The sequence below is a fragment of the Arthrobacter alkaliphilus genome (assembly GCF_021483235.1).
Taxonomy (GTDB): domain Bacteria; phylum Actinomycetota; class Actinomycetes; order Actinomycetales; family Micrococcaceae; genus Arthrobacter; species Arthrobacter alkaliphilus.
This window is the reverse complement of record NZ_JAKEEC010000023.1, coordinates 29,671-54,996: the sequence shown is the minus strand read 5'-3', so window position 1 is coordinate 54,996 and position 25,326 is coordinate 29,671. Positions and strand designations below refer to the sequence as shown.

Below are 25,326 nucleotides of genomic sequence, written 5' to 3'. Positions count from 1 at the left end.
CATGAAGCAAGGGTCCCGGGCTCAATGAGCCCGGGACCCTTTGCTTTGCTTCGGCAGTGTCAGGATGCCGTCTGCCGGATTCGGCCTGTCAGGATGCCTTGGGCGCCGCGTACATCTCCTCGATTACAGCGTCGAAGTCCTTGATCACCTGTGCCCGTTTGACCTTGAGCGACGGCGTGAGGTGGCCGGAGGCTTCGGTAAAGTCGGACGGCACGATCCGGAACGACTTGATCGCTTCGGCATGCGAGACCGACTGGTTCGCGTGGCTGATCAATTCCTGGACAGCCGCCCGGACGAGGGGGTTGTCCGCGGCGTCCGCCGTGGTAGTGGACGCGGGCAGGCCGTGGCGCTCCAGCCAGCCCGGCAGTGCTTCCTCATCCAAAGTGACCAATGCACCGATAAAGGGCCGGTTGTCGCCGACCACAAGGACTTGGGACACCAGCGCGTCGGCGCGGATCTGGTCCTCGAGCTGGGCAGGCACCACGTTCTTGCCGCCGGCTGTGACGATGATTTCCTTCTTACGGCCGGTGATCTTCAGGAACCCTTGCTCATCCAGTTCGCCGATGTCACCCGTGCGGAACCACCCGTCGACGAAGGTCTCCGCGGCGAGGTCATCCCGCTTGTAATAGCCCTTCATGACGCAGACGCCCTTGGCGAGGATTTCGCCGTCGTCGGCGATCTTGACCGCGTTGCCGGGCAGCGGGGCTCCCACCGTGCCGATCTTGATCAAGGACGGTGTGTTGACTGTAATGGGGGCCGTGGTCTCGGTCAGGCCGTAACCTTCAAGGATCTGCAGGCCGATACCGTGGAAAAAGTGGCCGAGGCGTTCGCCGAGCGGGCCGCCGCCGGAGACCGCGTGGCTGACCTGGCCGCCCATCGCGGCGCGCAGTTTCCCGTACACCAAACGGTCGAAAACTGCGTGCTTGACCCTGAGCACCAAGCCGAGCGATCCCGACTGCTGCGCCGTGGAGTAGGCGATCGCCGTCTCCACGGCCTTATGGAAGATAGCGCCCTTGCCGCCGTCCTCCGCCTTCGTGAGGGCCGAGTTGAACACCTTCTCGAAGACGCGCGGAACCGCAAGGATGAAGGTCGGCTGGAAGCTTTGCAGGTCCGCCAACAGGTTCTTGATGTCCGGTGTGTGTGCCACCTTGGCGCCGGCCGCGACGGCCAGGACCGAAATGAACCGGGCAAAGACGTGGGCCAGCGGGAGGAACATGATGGTCTTGGCGTCGTTGTTGACGACGTTGCCGAGGGACGCCAAAGCATTCTCCGAGAGCTCCACGAAGTTGCCGTGCGTGAGTTCGCAACCCTTGGGGCGGCCCGTGGTGCCGGAGGTGTAGATGATCGTGGCGACGTCGGCAAGCACGGCGCTGCTGCGGCGCGCCTCGAGTTCCTCGTCGCTGACGCCGCTTCCCGCGCTGCGGAGTGCGTCAAGGCCGCCGCCTTCGAGCTGCCAGACATGGGCTACCGAGTCGAGGGCTTCGGCCGTGACGGCCTGGCGGATGACGTCCTCGTGGTGTGCGGACTCGGCGAACGCGGCGACGGCGCCGGAGTCGCCGAGGTTCCAGGCAACTTGCGACGGCGACGATGTTTCGTAGATCGGAACGGAAATCCCGCCCGCAAACCAGATGGCGAAGTCCACGAGGGACCATTCGTACCGGGTCCTGGACATGATGCCCACCCGGTCGCCCGCACCCACGCCGCTGGCGATCAGGCCTTTGGCCAGGGCAGAGACGTCCTTGAGGAACTCCGTTGCCCGGATGTCCTGCCATTCGCCGGCGCTGTTGAGTTTGGCAAACAATGCCGGGTCGGACGGCTCGGCTGCCTGACGAATCACGAGGTCCGTGATGTTGGTTTCGGGGGCAACATTCACCAAGGGCGGAACACTGAATTCACGCACGATAGCTCCTTCGATATCAACAGACCATTGCGGGGCTGCTCTAACTCTATATGGCCAAGCAATGGCTGTGTCGCGATTCACTTTACTCAAGTTACTGCTGAGTAACTTTACGCCAAGCATTGGATTCCGCCAATGCCTGCGGGCGGGCGCCCCGTACGTACCGCCGGACATGCCCGAACATATGCGGCCTCCGGAATAGGATTGCGACATGCCACTGAATGCATCCAATGAGCAGATCCCGGAACGAGGTCGGAGGATTTCCTGGTCCGGTTCCGCCGGCGCCGGCCGGCGCCCCGGCTCCCCGTACGGCGGCTTGCGCTGGGAATCGGTGGCGTGGGCCGCGCGCCGTTCCCATCTCGGGCGCAGGGGGTTGGCCATCGGCATCGACATCGGCGGCACGAAGGTGGCAGCGGGAGTCGTGGATTCTTCGGGGCGCGTGCTGGAGGAGGCGCGGCGCTCCACGCCCGGCAACGACGCACGGGCTGTAGAGCGGGTGATCGTCGAGCTTGTCGAGGAATTGGGCAGGAGCCACCGGATTGCCTCTGTGGGGATCGGCGCCGCCGGTTGGATGGATCTCGACGGCGGAACCGTGCTGTTCAGCCCGCATCTCGCCTGGCGCAACGAGCCGCTGCGCGAAAACCTGCAGAGCCTGCTGAGGCGCCCGGTCCTTGTGACCAACGACGCCGATGCTGCCGCCTGGGCCGAATGGCGTTTCGGCGCCGGTCTCGGTGAGAGCCGCCTCGTCTGCATCACCCTCGGCACCGGCATCGGTGGTGCCATGGTCATGGATGGACGGGTGGAGCGCGGGCGGTTCGGCGTGGCGGGGGAATTTGGCCACCAGATCGTGGTCCCCGGCGGGCATCGCTGCGAATGCGGCAACCGCGGCTGCTGGGAGCAATACGCCTCGGGCAATGCACTCGGCAGGGAGGCCAGGGAGCTCGCCCTCCGGAATTCACCCGTTGCCTACGAGTTGCTCAAGGCTGCCGGCGGCTCCGCCGAGAACATCACGGGCGTCACCGTCACTGAGCGGGCAAAAGCCGGGGACTCGGCGTCGAAGGAGCTTTTGGAAGAAGTGGGGCACTGGCTCGGGCTCGGCCTTGCGAACCTGGCGGCCGCGCTCGACCCGGGGACGTTCGTCATTGGCGGCGGGCTGTGCGATGCCGGTGAGCTTCTTGTCGGCCCTGCGCGGAGCGCATTCGCCCGGAACCTCACCGGCCGCGGTTTCCGTCCCGCGGCTGACATCAAGCTTGCCGCGCTGGGACCTCGGGCGGGGATGATCGGCGCCGCCGACCTGTCGCGGGTCAGCGGCAGGGCACGCGGCTAGTAAGGGCCGTCGGCCGCGATCGAAGGTGCGGCGGTCCGCTCAGACGCGGGCGCCGTCGTCGTTCTCGTCTTTTTCCTGGGGCAGCTTCATGATGAGGTAAACCACCGAGCCCAGGAAGATTGCCAGGATACTCATCACGGCCAGGAGCGGCGCGGAGCGCCAGAACATCGCCACGAACAGCAGGGCAACAGGTCCGCCCACGGCTCCGATCCAGGCGAGCATGGTCAGAGGTTCCGTGCCGGCGAGGCTTGGCGGGTCCTCGGGGACAAAGTCGTTCCCGTCCTCGACGTCGTAGTCGCGCGGGCCTGCCGTTCCGCTGCCCTCGGCGGCGTTTTCTTCCGGAGCGGCTCTTTTCGACATCCCGGACAATCCAAGAGGGTCGAAGTCTTGGAATGACCGGGACGGCGCGCGGCCTGGACCGTCGTCGGGACCCGGATTCGGTTCCGTCCCGGATTCGCCGACTGGCTCCTCCGTGACCGGCGCATCGTCCAGGGCGGAGGACGGCATCGACTCAAGCCTGGCTACCAAATCGAGCCAGACCGCGTCGTCGTCCTTGTTGGCGCTCTGGTCGGGGGAGTCGGGCCCTGGCCTATTCATGGGTTGAATCCTGGAGCTCGGTGCCGGACGGAGTGGCCGGAGCGGAACCGCCCGCCAGCCCTGCCATGGTTTTCCTGATGAACTCGGCCGAACCCCGGAAGATCTCCGGGGCGTCGTTGTCGAGCGTGGCCACGTGGTAGCTGTTTTCCAAAGTGCTGAATTCCACCGGAGCCGTGACCCGCTCTTTCAAAAGCTCGACGCTTCGAACTGAGATCACGTGGTCCTCGACGGAGCGGAAGACGCGCAACGGTGCCGAGATACGGGGGAGCAGTGCGATGGTGTCCTTGTACATCTTCTTCAATTCATGGGCGGCCGCGACTGGCGTCCTGGGGTAGGCACCCTCGTCCACGCCGGGCTTGAGGATGTCGTTGGCAATGGCCGGGGTGGATTTCAGGACGTGCTTGAGGATGCCCACCACCGCGGCCCGGGGATCGTCGATCACCAGCCCCGGATTGACGACGACGGTGCCCGCCACCGGCCGCGTAGCCGCGATCCGCAGGGCCAATGTCCCACCCATCGACAAGCCGGCGGCGAACACGAACTCGCATTCGGCCTGGAGTTCGAGGTATGCCGCATCCACTGCATGGTGCCACTCCTGCCAGTGCCGGGTGGCCATATCCTGCCACGTGGTCCCATGGCCCGGAAGCAGCGGGAGGCGGACCGCATAGCCTTCGGCCGCCAGGTACTCGGCCCAAGGACGCATGCTGTGCGGGCTGCCCGTGAAGCCGTGGCTCATCACAACGCCGATGCTGGGTCCGCTACCTGTGAAGTCGCTGGCGTACGGCGAAGGATCGGGGAGAGGGTTCATGATGGCTCCGAGGCTACTGAAGTTTGCGGCACTGTTTTCCGTGATGAGTCCATCGTGTCACTGTTCGGGACATTTCTCACTGAAGTAGGGTGGCTTCTGAATGCGGGCCGGGACCGTCCGGCCGCCATACAGACGCCGCCCTGGAGGGGAACCGAAGTGTTCTATTGGGTCATGAAGCGGATCCTTTTGGGTCCGCTTCTCAAATTGCTGTTCCGCCCTTGGGTCAAGGGCCTCGACAATATTCCGCAGGAGGGCGCAGCAATTCTCGCCTCCAACCATTTGTCCTTTTCCGACTCGATCTTCATGCCCGTGATGGTGCCCCGGCGGGTCAGCTTCCTCGCCAAGTCCGAGTACTTCACGGGTACCGGGCTTAAAGGCCGCCTGACGGCAATGTTCTTCAGGCTCACCAACCAGTTGCCCATGGACCGTTCGGGCGGCGCCGCGTCCGAACTGTCCTTGCAGGCCGGCAGGGACGTCCTGGCCGACGGCGGCCTGCTGGGTATCTACCCGGAAGGCACCCGAAGTCCCGATGCCAGGCTTTACCGGGGCAAGGTTGGAGTCGCCAGGCTTGCCCTCCAGACCCGCGTTCCCGTGGTTCCCGTAGCGATGATCGGCACCGAAAAGGTCCAACCCATCGGCAAGCGCCTGCCCAATATCCGCCGGATTGGGATCATCTTCGGGCAGCCGCTGGACTTCAGCGAGTACTACGGCCAAGAGGAGGATCGCTCGGTCCAGCGCGCAGTGACCGACCGGATCATGTACGAACTCATGCGGCTCTCGGGGCAGGAATATGTGGACGAATATGCCGCCGTCGTCAAGCAGCGGCTGGCCGGGCAGCTCCCGGAGCCCGCGAACGGAAGCAAAGCGGACCCAGCCGCCGGCGGCCAGGAAACGAGGCCGACGACCGGTGACCTTGCAGGGCCTGACGGCGGCGACAGCGCGGTGACCGGGAAAGTGTGACGGACGGCGCAGGAGGGTTACGGTTGCCGTGCCCCGAACAGCGGTGAAGGCAACTAGTCTTGAAGAGTGACTGAGCTATCCGCGAACCCTGCACCGTCCACGACCGGCCCCCTCACCAGTTCCCTGGGCAGCCCCCTGACCAGCACCGCGCAAAGCGGCGCGGCAAACTACCCCGGCTTGGACGACTGGCGCAAGCTGCCTATTTCGCAGCAACCCACGTGGACCGACAAGGCCGTCTTTGACGCCTCCGTCAAGGAACTCTCCGCGCTTCCGCCGCTGGTTTTTGCCGGCGAGGTGGACATATTGCGCGAGCGTCTGGCCGCTGCAGCCCAGGGCCGGGCGTTCCTGCTTCAAGGCGGAGACTGCGCGGAGACTTTCGAGGACGCGACCGCGGACAAGATCAGTGCGCGGGTCCGCACCATCCTGCAGATGGCGGTTGTCCTTACTTATGGCGCGGCAATGCCCGTCATCAAGATGGGCCGCATGGCCGGCCAGTTCGCCAAGCCCCGCTCGTCGAACGAGGAAACCCGCGACGGCGTCACCTTGCCCGCGTACCGCGGAGACATCGTCAACGGCTACGATTTCACCCCCGAATCCCGCGCCCACGATGCGGGCCGGATGCTGAAGGCATACCACACCTCGGCTTCCACCCTGAACCTCATCCGAGCCTTCACCCAGGGCGGCTTCGCCGATCTTCGCCTGGTGCACCTGTGGAACAAGGGGTTCACCGAAAATCCCGCCCATGCCCGCTACGAGTCCCTGGCGAGGGACATCGACCGGGCGATCAAGTTCATGGCGTCCTGCGGCGCCGATTTCGAAGCCCTCAAGCGCGTGGAGTTCTTCGCGAGCCACGAAGCACTCCTGCTGGACTACGAGCGTGCCCTGACGCGCATCGACTCCCGCACAGGGCTTCCTTACGACACCTCAGGGCACTTCCTCTGGATCGGTGAGCGCACGCGCGAACTCGACCATGCGCATGTGGACTTCCTGTCCCGCGTGCGCAATCCGATCGGCGTCAAGCTCGGTCCCGGGACGTCCGGAGACGACGCGTTGCGGCTCATTGACAAGCTGGACCCGAACCGCGAGCCCGGCCGCCTCACCTTCATCACCCGGATGGGCGCCAGGAACATCCGCGAGAAGCTGCCTGCCGTCGTCGAGAAGGTCACTGCCTCCGGCGCCCAGGTCCTCTGGGTCACGGACCCGATGCACGGGAACACTGTCACCTCGCCCAACGGGTACAAGACGCGCAACTTCGACGACGTCGTGGACGAAGTGCGCGGGTTCTTCGAAGTCCACCACGCCCTGGGCACGGTACCCGGCGGACTCCACATGGAGATGACCGGCGACGACGTTGCGGAATGCCTCGGCGGCGCCGACCCCATTGACCAGGACGCCTTCCTGGACCGTTACGAGTCTGTCTGCGATCCCCGCTTGAACCACATGCAATCCCTCGAGATGGCGTTCCTCGTGGCTGGAGCCCTCACCAAGAGGTAGTCCGGCAGCAAGCCGTCCTACACGACGGTCAAGGTGACCACGGAGCCCTCCGGGGCATCGCTGTCCACCGGGTTCTGGTCACGGACCGTGCCGAAGAAGCCACCCAGGATGTTATTGATCCGGACCTCGAACCCGAGCGACTCCAAGGCTTTGCGGGCGGCATCCGCCTGCTTGCCGACGAAGTTCGGGACATGCACCATTTTCGGCCCCTTGGACAGGGTCAACGTGACGACCTCGCCGCGGATCAAGGTGCCGTTGGCAGGGGACTGGCTGACCACGGCTCCCGCGGGGACCTTCTTGTCGTAGACAGGTTCCGGCGCAATCTTCGCCGTGAATCCGGCGTCGGCGATCGCCTTGACCGCGGCTTGCTGCGTCATGCCGCGGACATCCGGTACAGGGAGGGGCTGGGGTCCCTTGGAGACCACCAGCGCCACCGGGGTGCCATGGCGGACCGCGGTGTCCTTGGGCGGGGACTGGGAGATCACCGTGCCTGAAGGCACTTTGTCGTCATACTGCTCGGTGACTTTGCCGAGGGCCATTCCGGCCGTGTTCAGGGCATCCTTTGCCTGGTCAAGTGTCAGGCCGGTCATCGCCGCAAGCGGAAACAACTGCGGACCCTTCGAGACGAAAAGCGAGACCGGTTGGAACTTCCGGACGACCTGGCCGGACGCGGGTTCCGTGCCAACCGCCAAACCTGCCGTGACGTCGTCGTCGAACACGTCCTTCGGCTCCGATTGGAAGCCTGCCGTTCTCAGGAGCTGTTGCGCCTCGGCAACTGTCTTGTTCCTGGTGTCCGGTATGGTTCCGGGCGAGCCGGGCCCCATACCGAAGAACCAACCCGCCGCTGTGGCCAGTATCGCCAGGACAATCACCACAACCGTCCAGATCACAGCCCGGCGGCGCGGATTGCCTTCCCGCAAGGAGCGCGACGGCGTGGCTGCCGCCCGGGCACGGTCCTTTTCCTCCTGGCGCTCCATCCGTTTGATGTCGCGCTTGCTGGGCGGGGCCTCGGACGGATCCAGCGGATCCCGGTCCTGCGGCAACTGGATGTTGAAAGCCGCGGCGCCGGAGGAGGGTACCGACGGCGGAAGCACCGTGGTTGGATTTCGCTGGCTTGAGATGATCTCGGTCGGGCGGCCAATCCGTTCCAGCGGCTCCGTGTGTCCGGCAGGGAAGGGAGCCACTACCGCGGTTGCCGCTGCCTCGTCCTGCCTTTCCGGTGTTGCCGCTTTTGCGGCCGGTGGGTTGATATCCAGTTCCGCGTCGGTCAAGGTTGTGCGGATGTGCCGCAGTTCCGACAACAGCGCCGAACCGTCCACTGGACGCTCTTCGGGATCCTTTGCGGTACACCACTGGACGAGTTCGTCCACGTCCGCGGCAAGCCCGGGGACGGCGCGCGACGGCGGTGCGATGGCCGCGTTGACGTGCTGGTATGCGACCTGGATGGGAACGTCGCCGGCATAAGGTTGCCCGCCGGTAAGCATTTCGTAAAGCATGATGCCGGTGGAGTAGATGTCGCTCCGGGCATCTGCGGCTTTGCCGAGGACCAACTCGGGAGCGAGGTATGCGACCGTGCCGATCAGGGCACCCGTGCTGGTTGTCGCCGTGACGGCCCGGGCCAGGCCGAAATCGCCCACTTTGATGCGGCCGTCGTCGGCGATCAGGACGTTCTCCGGCTTGACGTCCCGGTGGATCAGCCCGGCCGCGTGGGCGGCAGCGAGCCCTTCAATGACCGGGTCGATCAGTGCGAAGGCGAGCCGGGGCGGAAGCGCGGCCTTCTCGTTAAGGACGTCACGCAGGGTATGGCCCTTGATGTACTCCATGACGATGTAGGCAATGTGGCCGTCCTGTCCCTGGTCGAGGACGCCTACGACGTGCGGGTGGGAAAGGCTCGCCGCGGCCCGTGCCTCGCGCTGCAGGCGGTCGAGGAAGTTTTGGTCGTTGGCAAGGTGCGGATGCAGCACTTTGAGCGCGACGTCGCGTGCGAGCCGCTCATCGGTGGCGAGATAGACGGTTGACATTCCGCCGTTCGCGAGGCGCGATCGCACCAGGTAGCGCCCGTCCACGAGGGTTCCGAGGAGTTGGTCCGAAACTTTTTCCTGCACCCTACGATCCTAATTGAGCAGAACATTGAGCAGAACTTGGGCAAAAACAGGGCCCGGATCGCATGCGACCCGGGCCCGTGTTGTGCGTCGTGGCCTAGCTGAAGTTCTTCTTGAGCGCCAGGATCGAGGCGACGTACGCCTTGGTGTCGTCGTACATGCCGTGCTTGGCCACCGAGTATTGGCCCTGGTAGTAGCCTGCGATGGCCGTATTAACATCCTTGCTGGTGTTGACAAGGGCGCGGATGATGGCGATGCCGGCGGTCACGTTGTCATACGGGTCGAGGAGGTTGAGCTTGCGTCCCACCAGTTGGGAAGCCCATTCACCCGAGGAGGGAATCACCTGCATGGTGCCGATGGCGTTGGCGGGGGAGACCGCACGCTGGTTGAAGCCCGATTCCTGGAAAGCGAAGGCCATGGCCAGGGAAGGGTCCACTCCCATCCGGCGGGCTGTATCGGCGACGATCCCCTTCATCTGGGCGGTGCTGGGAACCGGAGACGCATTGAGCAGCGCTTTGTTCGCGTTGGCTGAGCTGACCACTGCCGCAGGGTAGGTGTAGCCCAGGAACGTGCTCGGAACCAACGGTGTGCTGACCGGAGCAGGCGCCGGAGCCGAGGGAGCGGGAGCCCCGGGGATGGCGAGCTTCTGCCCCGGATAGATGATGGTGCTCATGGACAGGTTGTTGGCCGAGAGCAGCGATGACAAGGACACGCCAAGGCGCGATGCGATGCCGCCCAGGGTGTCACCCGACTTGATGGTGTACGAGCCCGTGTTGGCGAGTGCCGCAGGTGCCGGCGCCTTCGGAGCCGAAGCGGGGACCAGTGCGGCAGGAGCCGGTGCGGCCGGGGCCGGTGCGTTCGTTCCCGGGCCCACCTGGATCTTCTGTCCCGGGTAGATGATCGAACGGCCGTTGAGGCCGTTCCAGTTGAAGACGTCGGACAATGCCACTCCGTGGCGGGCGGCAATACCGCTCAGGGTGTCTCCGGGAACGACTGTGTAACTTGCGCCGCTCGATGACGAGCCCGGTGCCGGGCTGGGGGCGGGTGCCGGCGCACTGGGAGCAGGTGCCGAACCGGACAGCTTGATCTGTTGTCCCGGATAGATGATGGTGTTGGCCGAGAGCCCGTTGAGCTGCAGGACGGTGTTGGTGTCCAGCCCGTAGCGCACCGCGATGGCGCTGATGGTATCGCCCCGGACGATGGTGTAGGTGGCTGGAGCACCAGGCGCCATGGGCTGCACGGCAGCAGGGATGGCTGCGGCAACCGCCGAGGCGGGAATGACGTTTGCGGACACGGCCGAGGCCTGGGCCTGCATGGCTGCGGCAAGCGATGCGGGGATCTTCTGGCCTTGTACCGCCGGAACCGCCGTTGCCGGCTGGGCGATTGCCAACGAAGAGAGCATGACGGCGGGCAGCGCCGCTGTTGTGGCCGCAATTATGGGCATGCTCGTTGTCTTCTTGGGCGAGCTGGGCGTCGTCATGGGAGCAATCCTCATCTCAGCAGCGGATGTCGGGGATGCCGCTGTTGCCAATGTTACTAAAGTTAGTGTTGATGCAAATGTGATCAATGTGAATCTCTCACATTTTTCGATTCCGCACAAGAAATCCGCCTGCATTCGATCTTGGGCAATTCGGGACGCAAATTCCGCGCGTACCCGCCTCCTCCGGCTAGGCGCAAAGCGCGCGGCGTGGCAATCTTGATCCGTGAGTAATGTAGAAAGCCTCGTTTCCGAATGGCTGCCGCTGCCCGATGTGGCAGAGCTGCTGAACGTTTCGATCACCAAGGTCCACGGTCTTCTGGATGAGCGTGCAGTGGTGGCGGTGAGAGTGGGCGAACGCAACATCCGTTCGATTCCCGCTCTCTTTATCCAGGACGGTCATGTGGTGGAGAGCCTGAAGGGCACCATCGCAGTGCTCGGCGACGCCGGGTACACGGATGAGGAGCTCATCGTGTGGCTTTTCACTCCGGACGAGTCGCTGGGTGGCCGTCCTGTCGATGCGCTCCGCGAAGGGCGCAAAACTGAAATCCGGCGCAGGGCGCAGTCGCTAGCCTGGTAAGGGACTCCTGCCTTAAATACAGTGGCGGCGATCAGCAGTCTGACCGCCGCCACTCTATTTGCCACTGTATTTAAGGGCAATATTTCGACTGTCGTTAACGTGGAGTTACGAAAGAATTCATGAGGCGCGGCTGACTGCGGCTTCGGCCAACTGCCTGAGCGCGGTAAGCGGGAGGTCGGCCAGGGGGAGGCGTTCCAGGGCCTCGAAAGCTTCGTTGCTGAGGTCCTCGATCATCGCCTCGGTGGCTTCGAGCGCTCCGCAATCCACGATGATCCGCCTGATCTCGGCAACCTCTGCGGCTCCCAGGTCCTGCCGTCCAAGCATGGTGTCGATGTAGCTCGAATCAGCAGCACCGGCCTGGTTGATCGCGAATCCCACGAGTACGGTCCGTTTGCCTTCGCGGAGGTCATCTCCCGCGGGTTTTCCAGTGGTGCCGGGGTCACCGAAAACCCCCAAGACGTCGTCGCGGAGCTGGAAGGCTTCGCCAAGGGGCAACGCGAAAGCGGAATAGCCCTGAAGGAGCTCTTCGCCGGCGCCTGCCAAGGCGCCCCCGAGGGCCAGCGGGTGTTCCGTTGAGTACTTCGCCGACTTGAATCGGATGATGGACTGCGCGCGGCGGACGGCGCCCGCACGGTCCCGCACAGGACCTGCAACTTCCTCCAGGATGTCCAGGTATTGACCCGCCATGACCTCGGCGCGCATCAGGTTGAAGATCCGCCGCGCGTCCGTGCCTGAAGCAGCCCGGCCACCAATGTCCGCGAACGCCTCCTCGCTGAACGAGAGGCAGAGGTCCCCGGTGAGGATCGCAGCTGCGTGTCCAAAGCGTTCGCTGTCCAGGGCCCAGCCTTCGGCCTCATGGAGCTGGCTGAACCGCCGGTGCACACTCGGACCGCCGCGACGGGTATCAGAGCGGTCGATGATGTCATCGTGTATCAGGGCTGCAGCTTGGAAGAGTTCCAAGGCGCAGCCGGCGGCGATGATGTCCGGGTGTGCGGCCTCACCTCCGGCACCCCGCCACCCCCAGTAGCACATCAAAGCCCGGAGCCGCTTGCCACCTGTCACAAGGCTCGTGATTGAACTCATGAGGGGAGCGACATCGGGGGAGATGGTGGCCATGGTTTCTTGGTGCACCCCAAGGAAACCGTTGAGTTTAACGGCCACGTCGGCCACAAAACGGCTCTGTTCCGAAGCCAGGTCCTCCGCGGTCACTTGATTGACCCGGCGGCCACGTTGGCACCGATGGTGAACGTGGATTTGCCCGCGGCTTCCACCACGGAGATATTCACCGTTTCATTGTCGCCACGCAGGAAATCTTTCGATTTGATACTTCCCACAGTGCTGCCCGGCAGTTCCTTAAAGCCTTGCGCGGTGAGCGCGGAGGTGTAAAACGCCACGACCGCGTCAGAGGGGGATGCAATGGTGCCGACCAATGCCACCGAGGCCGGGGAGGAGGTCTTGTCGAAACTGCTGGATTCCACAGCTGCGTTGGGCATCAAGGGAATTAGTTGCTGCGGGAATCCCGGGACGAGGGAGTTGACCGCAGCCGAAGCTCCTGAGGGAGCCTTGGTCGCGGTGGCCGGTGCGGGGCTTGCCGAAGCGGCGGATGTCCCGGACGATGTTGGTGCCGCCCCTTGGGATGCCGTGCCTGCCGGGGACGACCCGCAAGCCGAGATGGTCAACGCGACGCCCGTGGCCAACAAGGCAAGGATGACGGGTTGAGGCTTTCCAAAGAGCTTCACAGGGATTTCCTCCTGGGGACGACGCCGGATGCTGCCTCCAGTTTAGGGCGCCGGTTGCGGCCACCAGTAACCAGTGCTGCGGCATAGGATTTCCTTGTGAGACCACAAGCGGAGAACAACGGGCGGGGCCCCGGACGGGCATTCGCCCCGGACCCCGCTGCTCTGCGGGAACTGAGGCGCACCAGCATCCTCCACGTGGACATGGATGCCTTCTTTGTCTCGGTGGAATTGCGTACCCGGCCTGAGCTCAAAGGGAAACCCGTTATTGTCGGCTTCCCCGTGGATCGCTCGGTTGTCTTGTCAGCCTCCTACGAAGCGCGCGCGCTGGGTGTGAAGTCCGCCATGCCCATGGCCAACGCCATGCGGCTGTGCCCCCAAGCGGTCATTATCGAACCGCGCCACAGCCTTTACTACGAGGTGTCCCGGCAGTTGATGGGCATATTCGAATCGATAACAGACCTCGTGGAGCCCCTGAGCGTCGACGAAGCGTTCCTCGACGTCGGTGGCGCCATCAGGCGGCTTGGTCCGCCTCTCCAGATTGGCCGGCTGATTCGGAGCCGCGTCGCTTCCGAACTGGGAATCACCGCCTCCGTGGGAATCGCGGCCAACAAGTTCGTTGCAAAAATCGCCTCGACGCGCTGCAAACCCGACGGCCTCCTGCTTATTGAGGAAGGGCAGACTGTCGCCTATTTGCATAGCCTGCCCGTAAACGCCTTGTGGGGAGTCGGTGCCAAGACCGCCGATGTCCTCGCCCGGCTGGGGATCCGCACCGTGGCTGACGTAGCGGCAACGCCGCTTTCTTCCTTGAAAAAAGTCCTGGGAGCTTCGGGGGAGCACGTCCACAGATTGTCGATGGGTTTGGACCCGCGGCCGGTCACGCCTGTCCGGCTCGAGAAGAGCATAGGCTCGGAGGAAACATTCGCGGTTGACACCCCGGATGACGCGCTCCTGCACCGCGAGTTACTCAGGCTCTCCCACCGAACCGCGACCCGGCTCCGGACAGCCGGACTGCTGGCCAGGACCATTGCGCTGAAGCTGCGATATGCCGATTTCTCGACGATCAGCCGCAGCAAGACAATGCATACGCCCGTCGACAGCGCCCAGTTGATCTATCAGGTGGCAAGCCAGTTGCTGGAGTCTTTGGGGGAACGCGGGATGAGTGTGCGCCTTGTAGGAGTCAGGGCCGAGCAGCTCGAAGCTGCGGAACACGCCTCGTTGCAGTTGAGCTTCGACCGCAGGGACGACAACTGGCGGGCGGCCGAACAAGCGCTTGACCGTGTCGCCGAGCGGTTCGGCAGCAAGACTGTCCTTCCCGCGGCGCTTCTGGAGCCGCAGGCGGAGCCCGACAGGCCAGCACCTTCCTAGCGCGGAGGGCCCCGTACGCCCTCCGGCGTCCCTTTCAGAACAGCGGCCAACAAACTATCCTAGAGATACACAGATTTAGACCGTCTGGATAAATTGCCAGGTTGCGTCTGTTCCGTGAGGCCGGGTTCAAAAGACACGGTCTTCGGGAACCCTTTTTTCGGTTCGTCCGTTGTAGGGAAACAGAGGCGACGGCCGCGGCGTATCCAGGCGCTGGCCGACTAAAGGAGGTCGCGATGCCCCTATCGGAGCACGAACAGAAGCTTCTCGAGCAACTCGAGAAGCAACTGCATGAGGACGATCCAAAGTTTGCCAATTCAATGGGCTCCGACCCCATTCGATCATGGTCGACCAGGCACATCGTTATCGGCGTTCTAGGCACTATCGCCGGAATTCTCTTGTTGCTGGTTGGCGTGTCCTTGCAGAACATCTTCCTTGGCGTGCTGGGCTTCATTGTGATGGGTGCCGGCGTGTACTTTGCCACCCTGAGAAGGGCCGCAGTGGGGAAGTCGAGGAGCGGCAAGCCAGGCAAAACGAAGAACTCGTTCATGAGCAACCTTGAAGAACGCTGGGACGAGCGCCGCCGCGGCGAGGAGAGCTGAGCGCCCCTCCACATTGCACCACCAGGCTCCGGCCTGATTGCGAAAAGACCCGAATATCGGGTCTTTTCGCATTTAAACCCGCATCCCCTCCACATGGCCATCGCGTTCCCTCCACATCCCACCACTCCTTGGATCCGCGCGTTTTCAGGCTCCTGCGATCGAAAGTGGAGCCGAAACACGCCGGATTGCGTTGACTGTGGGGACTTGTGGAGTAAAGTGGAGCAAGTAAGAGGGTAGTGGCGGCGTGGGGCAGATACGGGCACCTTTACAGATGGGGCGGTGGGCCAGTGTTTCTTGGCACGCATTCTCCGCGTCTGGATGAAAAGGGCCGGATCATCCTTCCCGCCAAGTTCCGCGAGGAACTTGCTGACGGCTTGGTGCTCACAAGGGGCCAGGAACGTTGCATCTACGTCTTCAGCCAGCGGGAATTCGAACGTATTCACGAATCCATGCGGGAGGCCCCCATCTCCTCCAAGCAGTCTCGTGACTACATCCGGGTTTTCCTGTCCGGAGCCTCTGACGAGGTACCTGACAAGCAGGGGCGCGTGACGATTCCGCCGGCGCTCCGGAGCTATGCAGGTCTTGAGCGGGAATTGGCGGTCATCGGCGCCGGAACCCGCGCAGAGATCTGGGATGCCCAGGCTTGGGATGAGTACTTGGCCGAGAAGGAAGCCGCCTTCTCGGAGACCGACGACGACAACCTTCCCGGGTTCATTTAGAAACCGGGACGCAGTAACGCTTCTTGGACGGGATCTCCAGCCGCCCATCACATCGTTTTCCTGGCTCACCTTCCCCGGAGCCAGGCGGACGCTGCGATAGGCGCGGATGGGGATCCGGCTCAAGAAGCGACCACTCAGCACGAAACTGACAGCCGGACGAACGATTCAGCTCTGAGGAGGCCGCATGGAGGAGCAAGACGCGCCAAGACCAACCTCGGAGCGGCATGTGCCGGTTCTGAAGGACCGGTGCATCAACTTGTTGGCACCCGGTTTTGAGGCCGCCCGCAAGCGTGGCGAAACGCCCGTCGTCATCGATGCCACGTTGGGCATGGGCGGCCACTCCGAAGCGATGCTGCAACGGTTCCCCGACCTGCACCTGGTCGGCATTGACCGGGATGAAGAGGCCTTGGACCTCGCCGGTGCGCGCCTTGAACCCTTCGCGGACCGCATAGACCTGGTTCATGCCGTCTACGACGAAATCGAAGATGTTATCGCCGGGCTCGGTATCGCGGAAGTCCACGGCATCCTCATGGACCTCGGTGTGTCCTCCCTCCAACTGGACGAGCGGGAGCGCGGCTTCGCCTACTCTTACGACGCCCCGCTGGATATGCGGATGGACACAAGCCGCGGGCAGACTGCTGCCGACGTCGTTAACACCTATTCCGAAGAAGACCTGGTGCGGATTATCCGCAAGTGGGGCGAAGAGAAGTTTGCCGGCAGGATCGCAAACCGCATCGTTACGGCGAGGGCGGTCAAGCCCTTCTCCACCACCGGTGAACTCGTCGAACAGATCCGCGGAGTTGTCCCTGCGGCGGCGGCGAAGTCCGGGGGGCATCCGGCAAAGCGGACTTTCCAGGCCTTGCGGATTGAAGTGAACGAGGAACTCGACGTCCTGGAGAGAGCGGTACCTGCAGCTCTCTCGGCCACGGCGATGGGCGGACGCGTCGTGGTGATGTCCTACCACTCACTCGAAGACAAGATCGTCAAGTCGGTATTCCAGTCCAGGTCCAAGTCGTCGGCTCCGCTCGGCTTCCCCGTGGAGCTGGAGGAACACAAACCGGAATTCAAGACCCTGACCAAAGGCACGGAAGTGCCCACACCTGAAGAAATCGCCGAAAACCCGCGTGCGGCATCCGCCCGCCTGCGGGCCGTGGAGCGCATCAAAGCGAGGAGAACAGCATGAGCACCGCTGGCGCGAAGGTCCTGCCGACCACGGTGGGGAACACTGCGCGTGCCCTGCCCGCCCGGGGGCCGGAACGCGACACGACCCGCAAGGCGCGGACGCCGCTCTCGCTCGTCCAGAGTGTCCCCGGGAGGCGCCGGACTCCGTTCGTCGTCTTTTGCTTCGGCGTGCTGGCAGCTGCCCTGTTGACTGTTCTTGTGCTCAACATCTCCGTTTCCACGGCGCAATACGACCTTGTCAAGCTCAGGAATGACGCCGCGTCGCTGAACAAGCAGAACCAGGATCTGACACAACAGGTCCAGAACTACCAGGCTCCACAGAATCTTGCCGCCAAGGCCGCAGAATTGGGAATGGTAGCTTCCACTGCCACGGGCCAGATCGATCTGGACAACCTGACGGTCACAGGAAAGGCGACGCCGGCAACCAAGGGGCAGAACCCCGGTGCCGTCATCGCTCCACCTGCGGTTGCGGGCCAGTCCAGCGTCGCAGCTCCTGCACCCGCCAAGAATGATTCACTGGACGGCCGCAAGCCCAACGGTGCCGCCGACTCGACGCCGGCCAAACCGCAGGCACCCGCGGTTCCTGCCGCACCCGCGGTTCCTGCGGCACCGAAGCCGCCGGTTGTGGATCTCCACGGTGGTTCGGTCCCGGCCCCGCAGCAGAAGGTGCCGGGGCAGTAGCGTCCAGCCGACCTGAGTTTCAGGTAAACAGCCAGGCAAGCAGCAAGGAATCGACGTGGGTCAGACAACCGGCAAATCGAAGAACAAGAGAACGCCGGCGGCGAAGACGCGCCTGCGCGTCGGCCTTGGCATCATGCTGACGCTTTTGCTGGTGGTCGGGGGCAAATTGTTCCTGGTCCAGGGGCTGGACGTCGGCGGCCTGGCCGAGGCCGCTTACAAGAACCGGCTGACAACCACCGTCCTGCCGGCCGAACGCGGCAAGATCCTTGACGCCAACGGCGCCGTGCTTGCCAGCAGCGTGATCCGTTACAACATCGTGGTGGACCAAACGGTCAACACCAATACCCCTGAGTTTTCCCGCTACAACACCCGGACCCAGGCCATCGAGAAGGTCTCCAGGACCGAGGGGATTGCAGAGCTTTCCAGCGCCCTGGGGATCGATGTCAACCAGGTGACGCAGGCCGTGACCGGCGATAAGAAATACAACATCGTGGCCAAGGAAGTGAAGCCCGATCTCGAAGACCGGATATCCCAGCTCCACATCCCGGGCATCGTCTCGGAAGGCATCAGCAAGCGCGTATATCCGAACGGCAGCGTCGCCGGGGGCGTCATCGGCTTCCTCAAGGACGGCACGACAGGGCAGGCCGGCCTCGAGCAGACCCAGGACGAACTGCTGCGCGGCAAAGACGGCAAGCGCGTCTTCGAGATCGGCGCCGACGGCCTTCGTATCCCCGTCGCGACCGATCTGCTGACGCCGGCAGTCAACGGCAAAGACGTCAAGCTGACGCTGAACACGGACATCCAGTACTTTGCGCAGCAGGCCATCCAGACCCAGGTCAACCAGCTCAATGCACAGTGGGGCTCAATCGTCGTCGAGGACATCAAGACCGGGAACCTCCTCGCGATGGCGGACACGAACGCCCCGGATCCCAACGACCCGGGCAAAGCGGCGGCCGCAGACCGCGGGGTGCGGTCGGTGACGGCTGCCTACGAGCCCGGCTCGGTCGAAAAGATGATCACGGCGTCCGCCGCGATCAATGAAGGCAAATCAAACCCGCTGGACACCGTCACCATTCCGCCTGCCGTGACCATCGACGGCCAGACGTTCACCGACGCCTTCGTTCACGGTACCGAACAGAGGACGCTCGCCGGCATCCTCGGCTATTCGATGAACACGGGCACCGTGATGATCGGCAGCCGGCTGAGCAAGCAGCAGCGCTACGACTATCTCCAACGCTTCGGCATCGGCCAGGCGCCGGACATTGGTCTACCGGCCGAATCTTCCGGAATCCTCGCCAAACCGGAGCAATGGGACGACCGCCAGCAGTACACCGTGCTTTTCGGCCAAGGCGTTTCGCAATCCACGCTGCAGACCGTCCGTGCCTACCAAAGCATCGCCAACGACGGCGTGATGCTGCAACCGCGGCTGATCGACGGCTATGTCGGAGCAGACGGGGTTGAAGCCAAGGTGCCGGCCAAGGATCCCCGCCAAGTGGTGACGAAGCAGACCGCCCAACAGGTCCGCGACATCCTGGAGAGCAATGTCACCATGGGCGAAGTGAAAGATGCCGGCATCGACGGATACCGGGTAGGCGCCAAGACAGGAACCTCCGAAGCACCCCGTGAAGACGGGCTGCCGGGCTTCGACGGCTTCACGGCATCCATCATTGGAATGGCGCCCATGGACAATCCACGCTTCATCGTGGAGGTGGTTGTCCAGCGGCCCAAGGGCAACATTTACGGCATCACCCAAGGGCCGGTTTTCCGCTCGGTCATGGGCCAGGTCCTGCGAACCTACAACGTTCCGCCATCCACTGGAACACCTGCGCAATTACCCCAGTACGGCAAGTAGTTCAGTTTCGCCAAGTAAGCTTGTTGGGCATCTGTCCGGCCACATTTCGATCCACCCCTGCTGTTTGCGCAACCCACAAGGTTCCCGCGCGGCCAGTTTCACGAGTACCAACGGAGACCACTTTGTCAGAGCAGAATGATGCCGTATCGATCCCTCCAGGGAACCAGCCGGCTACGGACAAACCGGGCTTCCGTCCTGCCGTCGTGGCGCCAGTTCCCTTGGCGGCCATCGCATCGTCGCTCGGAATCACGCTATCGCCGGACTCCCACGCCACGTCGGTGACCGGCGTGTCCCTCAACTCGCGCACCGTCGAGCCGGGAGACTTGTACCTGGCCCTGCCCGGAGCCACACGCCACGGGGCAGACTTTGTGACACAAGCGGTGGAAGCAGGTGCCGTTGCGGTCGTGACCGACGAGGACGGCGCCCGCCAATTGGCCCTGGAGGACCTTGCTGTTCCCGTGCTGATCGTTGGCAATCCCCGTGCAGCCGTCGGTTCGCTCGCAGCCCTCATTTATCGCAGCCAACCACTCGATGAGGCTTCGCCCACGCTTTTCGGCGTAACCGGTACCAACGGCAAAACGACGACCACGTATTTCATCAATTCGCTGCTCCGCGCCCTTGGCATGAATCCTGGATTGATCGGGACGATTGAAATCCTTACGGGGGGTGAGGCCATCCCCAGCCTGCTGACCACGCCGGAATCAACGGATGTCCATGCCTTGCTGGCCCTCATGCGCGAGCGCGGGTTGGAGGCGGCTTCCATGGAGGTCTCCTCCCACGCCCTGTCGTTCCACAGGGTCGACTCGGTGACGTTCGACGTTGCCGGCTTCACCAACCTGACACAGGACCACCTCGACCTCCACGGAAGCATGGACGAATACTTCCGGACCAAGGCGGAGCTATTCACGAGCGCCCGCGCACGCCGGGCCGTAGTGACCGTGGACGACCCGTGGGGGCGCTTGCTTGCCGATGAGGCGGAAATACACGTGACCACGCTGTCGGCCACCCCGGGCAGCGGAGCCGACTGGACCGTGGAGTCAGTCAAGGCGCGCGGGCTGGGAAGCGAGTTCGAATTGCGCCGCGTCGATGGAACGGTCCTGCGTGTCCACACTGGATTGCCGGGGGACTTCAACGTCTCCAACGCTGCGCTGGCTACCATCATGGTGCTTGAATCCGGTATCGACCCGTCTGCACTGCAGGCGGCTTTGGATGGGCACGATCCATTCACCGTCTCCGTACCCGGGCGCATGCAGCTCATCTCGGATGCACCGGCCGCCGTCGTCGATTTCGCCCACAACCCGGACGCTCTGGCGAGGGCCCTCACGGCCGTGCGCCCGAAGGCGCCCGGATCCCGAGTGATCGTCGTGTTCGGCGCCACAGGACAGCGCGACCAGGGCAAGCGGCCGACCATGGGCGCCATAGCCGCCCGGCTCGCCGACGTCGTGATCGTGAGCGACGACGATCCGCATGACGAAGACGCCGCGACGATCCGTTCGGAAGTCATAGCGGGGGCACGCGCTGCCCGCGAGTCTGAGGACCTTGACTGCGAAATCGTGGAAGCGTACCCCCGCGACGTCGCCATCCGCCGTGCCGTGGAACTGGCCACTGCGGAAGACACCATTCTGATCGCCGGCCGTGGCCATGAGGTCTGGCAAGAAGTGAAGGGCGTCAACCTTGCCCTGGACGACCGGGAGGAACTGCGGGCGGCCTTGACAGCCCGGGGATTCAAGGTTTTCACGGACGAGCGGATAGAGTCCTAGACCGAGATGATTGCACTTACTGCGGCGGAGATCGCCGATATCACCAATGGCCGATTGGCAGCGGACCCGGGCATTGTTCCGGCGTCCGTCGTGACCGACTCCCGTGAGGCGGCCGCCGGATCGTTGTACGTGGCGAAGCCGGGAGAGAACGCCGACGGCCACGCCTATGTCGGGGCCGCCTTCGAACGCGGGGCCGTACTGGCGCTGACCGAGCGCGACGTTTCCGACCAGGACGGCCGGCCGTACCCCGCCGTCGTCGTCGATGACGCCGTGATCGCCATGGGTGCGCTGGCCGCGGAGTCCGTGCGCCGCATCCGTGCCGCACGTGCAGCACGCGGTGAGTCTTTCACTGTCCTGGGCATCACGGGCTCAGCGGGCAAGACCACCACCAAGGACCTGCTCGCGGGAATTCTGTCCCGGGACGGGGCCACAGTGGCGCCGCAGGGCTCGTACAACGGTGAAGTCGGCGTGCCGCTCACCGTGTTCCGGGCCGATGCCGGCACCCGCTACCTCGTCATCGAAATGGGGGCCACCGGGATCGGCCACATCAAATACCTGGCCGAGATGGTCAAGCCGGACATCGGCGTCGTTTTGTGCGTCGGCACCGCCCACGCCGGTGAGTTCGGCGGCGTGGAGAACATCGCGAAGGCCAAGGGCGAACTTGTCGAGGCGCTGGCGCCGGACGGAACCGCCGTCATTAACTTCGACGACGCGCGGGTCGCCGCGATGGTTTCGCGCACCCGGGCCAAAGTGCTCGGAACAACCGCTACCGGCATGCCCGGCGCCGCAGTCGAGGCCAGGGACTTCGATGTCGACGACGACGGCCACCCGAAGTTCGAGCTCCTCCTGCCCGACGGCGGTGCCCCGCATCCCGTCCACAGCAAGCTCATCGGTGCTCACCACATCACCAACCTGCTTGCTGCCGCGGCCGCCGCGTTCGCGGCAGGCATCCCGGCGGCGGGAATCGCCGAGTCGCTGAGCGCGCAAACGCCGGCCAGCCGGTGGCGGATGGAACGCACTGACCGCGCGGACGGCGTCACCATCATCAACGACGCGTACAACGCCAATCCGGAATCCATGCGTGCGGCCTTGCGCACCCTCGCCGACCTCGGCCATGGACGCCGCACGTGGGCGGTGCTGGGCGCGATGTTGGAACTTGGCGAGGAATCCATCCGCGAACACACGGCTGTGGGAACACAAGTGGTTCGCTTGAACATTTCCAGGCTCGTCGTGGTTGGCCGCGAAGCGCGGGCGCTTTACGTTTCCGCGGTCCAGGAAGGTTCGTGGGGCGACGAGTGCATTTTCACCGAAACGGCCGATGAGGCCTACGAACTGCTTCAAGCTGAGCTCCGGCCAGGGGACTTGGTGCTGTTCAAGTCCTCGAACGGGGTGGGCCTGAGGCACTTGGGAGATCGGATAGCATTGGCCCCACAGGCGGGAACGAGTGCGAACACCGCGGTTGCAACAGCCGCCAATGAAGGGAACGAGCTGCTGTGATTGCACTGTTGATCGGCGCGGGCGTCGCCCTCTTGGTGGCCTTGGTCGGAACGCCACTCTTCATCCGGTTCCTTGTCACCAAGGGATACGGCCAGTTCATCCGCGATGACGGACCCACCTCACACCACACGAAGCGTGGTACTCCGACCATGGGCGGCACAGTCGTGGTGGCCGCCGTGCTCATCAGCTACGGGCTGACCCACCTGATCATGTGGATGATGAACCCGCGATCACCGGGCCCGTCGGCTTCGGGCCTGCTGTTGTTGTTCCTGATGGTCGGCATGGGATTCGTTGGTTTCCTCGACGATTTCATCAAGATTTCCAAGCAACGCAGCCTTGGACTCAACGCCAAGGCCAAGCTGATTCTCCAGGCTTTTGTCGGCATTGTCTTCGCAGTGCTCGTCCTGAACTTCCCCGACTCGCGGGGGATCACGCCGGCGTCCACGCATATTTCCCTTGTGCGGGACATTCCCTGGCTCAACATGGCCTTCGCCGGCACCGTCCTGGGCGCCATCCTGTTCGTGGTCTGGTCCAACCTGATCGTCACTGCGGCGACCAACGGCGTCAACCTGACAGACGGATTGGACGGCCTGGCCGCCGGTGCCTCGATCATGGTGTTCGGCGCTTACACCCTCATGGGAATCTGGCAGAACAACCAGGCCTGCGGTTCACCCCGCGAGGCGGGCAGCGGTTGCTATACGGTCCGCGACCCGCTCGACCTGGCGCTGCTGGCCGCTATTTGCAGTGCCGCGCTGGTGGGCTTCCTTTGGTGGAACACGTCTCCGGCGAAGATCTTCATGGGAGATACCGGTTCCTTGGCCATTGGCGGTGCGGTGGCCGGCTTTGCGATCCTCTCCCGCACGGAACTTCTTTTGGGCATCATCGGCGGGCTGTTCGTCCTCATCACGCTGTCGGTCATCATCCAGGTGGGCTACTTCAAAGTCACCAAGGGTAAACGGGTCTTCAAGATGGCACCGCTCCAGCATCACTTCGAACTCAAGGGCTGGGCAGAGATCACCGTGGTTGTCCGCTTCTGGATCCTTTGTGGACTGTTCGTGGCGGCCGGCCTTGGGATTTTCTATGCTGAATGGGTGGTGCTGCTGTGAGCGAAAGTCCTCAAACCAAACCTTCCGCACCTGACCGGCTCGCGAACCTCGTCAGTTGGGATTCCGACTGGAAGGGACTGCGGGTCGTCGTGACCGGCATCGGCGTCTCCGGTTTCGCGGCCGCCGATACCTTGATCGAACTCGGCGCACGCGTGGTGGTGGTCGACGCCGCCACGAGCGCCAGGGCCCTCGCACAGGCGGACACCTTGAAGATCGTCGGCGCAGCCGACGTCCTCCTGGGCGAGGACGCCGTCAAGACGCTGCCCCGAGTGGACGACGAAAAGCCCGACCTCGTCGTGACGTCGCCGGGCTGGCGGCCGGACCAGTCCCTCCTGGCAGCTGCCAAACGGGCCCACGTGCCGGTGTGGGGCGACGTCGAGCTCGCCTGGCGGGTGCGCGAACGCAAGGGCCGGAAGACAGCCGACTGGCTCACGATCACGGGCACCAACGGCAAAACCACCACGGTGGGCATGACCGAGGCCATGCTGCAGGCAGCGGGGCTCAAGGCAATCGCCGTCGGCAACGTCGGCACCCCCATCCTGGACGCGCTCCGTGACCCGGTGGAGTACGACGCGTTCGCTGTTGAGCTTTCCAGCTTCCAATTGCACTGGAGCGAATCGCTTTCCCCGGTGGCGAGCGTCTGCCTCAATGTCGCCGAGGACCACGTCGACTGGCACGGCTCCTACGAGTCCTACCTCGCGGACAAGGCAAAGATCTTCGAGAACACCCAGAAGGCCTGCATCTACAACGCCGAGCAGATCGAGACCGAACGCATGGTGGAAAACGCCGACGTCGTGGAGGGTTGCCGGGCGATCGGTTTCACCACCTTGACCCCGGCGGTCAGCATGCTCGGCGTCGTCGAAGGCTTGCTCGTGGACCGGGCGTTCATCGAAGAACGGAAGAGCTCGGCAGTAGAACTCGCATCCCTGGCGGACCTTGGCCCTGCTGCGCCGAGACACATGGTTGCCAACGCTCTGGCCGCTGCTGCGCTGGTGCGCGCCTATGGGGTCGAACCGGCCGCAGTGCGGGACGGGCTCAGGAACTACCTCCCGGGAGACCACCGCATCCAGCCTGTGGCGAAGCAGAACGGCGTGCTCTGGATCAACGACTCCAAGGCGACCAATCCGCACGCAGCGTCCGCCGCCCTGTCGGCGTTCGATAAGGTCGTGTGGATCGCGGGCGGCTTGTCCAAGGGCGTCAACTATGACGACTTGATCAAAAACAACGCGCGCAGGCTCAAAGCGGTGGTGCTGATCGGCTCCGACACTGCGGACCTGGAAGCCTCCCTCAAGCGACACGCACCGGATGTGCCCGTAATCGGGCAGCCAAAGAGCGACACTGAAATGGTGCAGTCCGCCGATTCAGCTGGTAGTGCCGCGGAACCGTCCCCGATCTTCGGCGACACCGTGATGGCCTATGCTGTGGGGTCGGCAGCACGTATTGCCGAGCCTGGCGATACCGTGCTGATGGCCCCGGCTGCTGCTTCCATGGACCAGTTCTCTTCCTACGCTCACCGTGGCGATGCTTTCATCCGGGCAGTTCGCGAGCTAGTGGAAGGCCAGGCACAGACCACCGAGGAGTAAC

At 63.9% G+C, this 25,326-nt stretch carries 21 protein-coding genes; 14 read left to right on the top strand and 7 right to left on the bottom strand.

Going from position 1 to position 25,326, the window contains the following annotated elements:
- Positions 1 to 88 precede the first annotated feature (88 nt).
- Positions 89 to 1,900, bottom strand: a complete 1,812-nt coding sequence (locus L0B83_RS15150) for an AMP-dependent synthetase/ligase (protein ID WP_234759287.1) — start codon at positions 1,898 to 1,900, stop codon at positions 89 to 91.
- A 208-nt stretch (positions 1,901 to 2,108) separates the two neighbouring features.
- On the opposite strand from L0B83_RS15150, the gene L0B83_RS15145 reads away from it, so the two are divergent.
- A complete protein-coding gene (locus tag L0B83_RS15145) occupies positions 2,109 to 3,224 on the top strand; it encodes an ROK family glucokinase (RefSeq protein WP_234759286.1) in 1,116 nt (371 codons plus the stop codon).
- Positions 3,225 to 3,263: 39 nt separating this feature from the next.
- On the opposite strand, the gene L0B83_RS15140 is transcribed toward L0B83_RS15145, so the two are convergent.
- The gene (locus L0B83_RS15140) at positions 3,264 to 3,821 is read right to left on the bottom strand and encodes a hypothetical protein (protein ID WP_234759285.1); all 558 of its coding nucleotides are present in this window, start codon (positions 3,819 to 3,821) and stop codon (positions 3,264 to 3,266) included.
- Positions 3,814 to 4,629 carry an alpha/beta hydrolase gene (locus L0B83_RS15135; RefSeq protein WP_234759284.1) on the bottom strand — a complete coding sequence of 272 codons (816 nt, stop codon included), beginning with the start codon at positions 4,627 to 4,629 and terminating at the stop codon, positions 3,814 to 3,816. Before L0B83_RS15135 ends, L0B83_RS15140 begins: the two co-directional genes overlap by 8 nt.
- 156 nt (positions 4,630 to 4,785) lie before the next feature.
- Between L0B83_RS15135 and L0B83_RS15130 the strand changes: the two genes are divergently transcribed.
- Both L0B83_RS15130 and L0B83_RS15125 read left to right on the top strand, forming a co-directional pair.
- On the top strand, positions 4,786 to 5,589 hold the full coding sequence (locus tag L0B83_RS15130; RefSeq protein ID WP_234759283.1) for a lysophospholipid acyltransferase family protein: 804 nt from the start codon (positions 4,786 to 4,788) through the stop codon (positions 5,587 to 5,589).
- Positions 5,590 to 5,655: 66 nt separating this feature from the next.
- A complete protein-coding gene (locus tag L0B83_RS15125; RefSeq protein WP_372461204.1) occupies positions 5,656 to 7,083 on the top strand; it encodes a class II 3-deoxy-7-phosphoheptulonate synthase in 1,428 nt (475 codons plus the stop codon).
- 17 nt (positions 7,084 to 7,100) lie between these two features.
- On the opposite strand, the gene pknB is transcribed toward L0B83_RS15125, so the two are convergent.
- Positions 7,101 to 9,188, bottom strand: a complete 2,088-nt coding sequence (gene pknB, locus L0B83_RS15120) for a Stk1 family PASTA domain-containing Ser/Thr kinase (protein ID WP_234759282.1) — start codon at positions 9,186 to 9,188, stop codon at positions 7,101 to 7,103.
- A gap of 94 nt (positions 9,189 to 9,282) precedes the next feature.
- Positions 9,283 to 10,665 (bottom strand): lytic transglycosylase domain-containing protein, encoded by a 1,383-nt coding sequence (locus L0B83_RS15115; protein WP_234759281.1) that lies wholly within the window; start codon positions 10,663 to 10,665, stop codon positions 9,283 to 9,285.
- Between the two features lie 223 nt (positions 10,666 to 10,888).
- Between L0B83_RS15115 and L0B83_RS15110 the strand changes: the two genes are divergently transcribed.
- On the top strand, positions 10,889 to 11,242 hold the full coding sequence (locus L0B83_RS15110) for an Rv2175c family DNA-binding protein (RefSeq protein ID WP_234759280.1): 354 nt from the start codon (positions 10,889 to 10,891) through the stop codon (positions 11,240 to 11,242).
- A 117-nt stretch (positions 11,243 to 11,359) separates the two neighbouring features.
- Here L0B83_RS15110 and L0B83_RS15105 read toward each other — a convergent pair whose 3' ends face one another.
- Together L0B83_RS15105 and L0B83_RS15100 are read right to left on the bottom strand one after the other, a co-directional pair.
- Positions 11,360 to 12,451, bottom strand: coding sequence for a polyprenyl synthetase family protein (locus L0B83_RS15105; RefSeq protein WP_234759279.1), 1,092 nt, complete (start codon positions 12,449 to 12,451; stop codon positions 11,360 to 11,362).
- Complete coding sequence (locus L0B83_RS15100; RefSeq protein ID WP_234759278.1) at positions 12,448 to 12,981, bottom strand: hypothetical protein; 534 nt, start codon at positions 12,979 to 12,981, stop codon at positions 12,448 to 12,450. Before L0B83_RS15100 ends, L0B83_RS15105 begins: the two co-directional genes overlap by 4 nt.
- Before the next feature lie 162 nt (positions 12,982 to 13,143).
- Here L0B83_RS15100 and dinB point away from each other — a divergent pair, with 162 nt between their 5' ends.
- From dinB to murD, 10 genes are all read left to right on the top strand, one after another.
- Entirely contained in the window at positions 13,144 to 14,346 is a 1,203-nt protein-coding gene (gene dinB / locus L0B83_RS15095) for a DNA polymerase IV (protein ID WP_234759307.1), read from the top strand.
- 233 nt (positions 14,347 to 14,579) lie between these two features.
- On the top strand, positions 14,580 to 14,945 hold the full coding sequence (locus L0B83_RS15090) for an SCO2097 family morphological protein (protein WP_234759277.1): 366 nt from the start codon (positions 14,580 to 14,582) through the stop codon (positions 14,943 to 14,945).
- Between the two features lie 287 nt (positions 14,946 to 15,232).
- Complete coding sequence (mraZ, locus tag L0B83_RS15085; RefSeq protein WP_059389147.1) at positions 15,233 to 15,664, top strand: division/cell wall cluster transcriptional repressor MraZ; 432 nt, start codon at positions 15,233 to 15,235, stop codon at positions 15,662 to 15,664.
- 184 nt (positions 15,665 to 15,848) lie between these two features.
- Entirely contained in the window at positions 15,849 to 16,847 is a 999-nt protein-coding gene (rsmH, locus tag L0B83_RS15080; RefSeq protein WP_234759276.1) for a 16S rRNA (cytosine(1402)-N(4))-methyltransferase RsmH, read from the top strand.
- Positions 16,844 to 17,527, top strand: a complete 684-nt coding sequence (ftsL, locus tag L0B83_RS15075; RefSeq protein WP_234759275.1) for a cell division protein FtsL — start codon at positions 16,844 to 16,846, stop codon at positions 17,525 to 17,527. The genes rsmH and ftsL overlap by 4 nt, the downstream gene beginning before the upstream one ends.
- A gap of 55 nt (positions 17,528 to 17,582) precedes the next feature.
- On the top strand, positions 17,583 to 19,379 hold the full coding sequence (locus L0B83_RS15070; RefSeq protein WP_234759274.1) for a peptidoglycan D,D-transpeptidase FtsI family protein: 1,797 nt from the start codon (positions 17,583 to 17,585) through the stop codon (positions 19,377 to 19,379).
- Between the two features lie 122 nt (positions 19,380 to 19,501).
- Positions 19,502 to 21,139, top strand: coding sequence for a UDP-N-acetylmuramoyl-L-alanyl-D-glutamate--2,6-diaminopimelate ligase (locus L0B83_RS15065; RefSeq protein ID WP_372461203.1), 1,638 nt, complete (start codon positions 19,502 to 19,504; stop codon positions 21,137 to 21,139).
- A 6-nt stretch (positions 21,140 to 21,145) separates the two neighbouring features.
- Entirely contained in the window at positions 21,146 to 22,636 is a 1,491-nt protein-coding gene (locus L0B83_RS15060) for a UDP-N-acetylmuramoyl-tripeptide--D-alanyl-D-alanine ligase (RefSeq protein ID WP_234759273.1), read from the top strand.
- Positions 22,633 to 23,742 carry a phospho-N-acetylmuramoyl-pentapeptide-transferase gene (mraY, locus tag L0B83_RS15055; protein WP_234759272.1) on the top strand — a complete coding sequence of 370 codons (1,110 nt, stop codon included), beginning with the start codon at positions 22,633 to 22,635 and terminating at the stop codon, positions 23,740 to 23,742. Before L0B83_RS15060 ends, mraY begins: the two co-directional genes overlap by 4 nt.
- Positions 23,724 to 25,325, top strand: a complete 1,602-nt coding sequence (gene murD, locus L0B83_RS15050) for a UDP-N-acetylmuramoyl-L-alanine--D-glutamate ligase (protein WP_234759271.1) — start codon at positions 23,724 to 23,726, stop codon at positions 25,323 to 25,325. The genes mraY and murD overlap by 19 nt, the downstream gene beginning before the upstream one ends.
- Position 25,326: the final 1 nt, after the last annotated feature.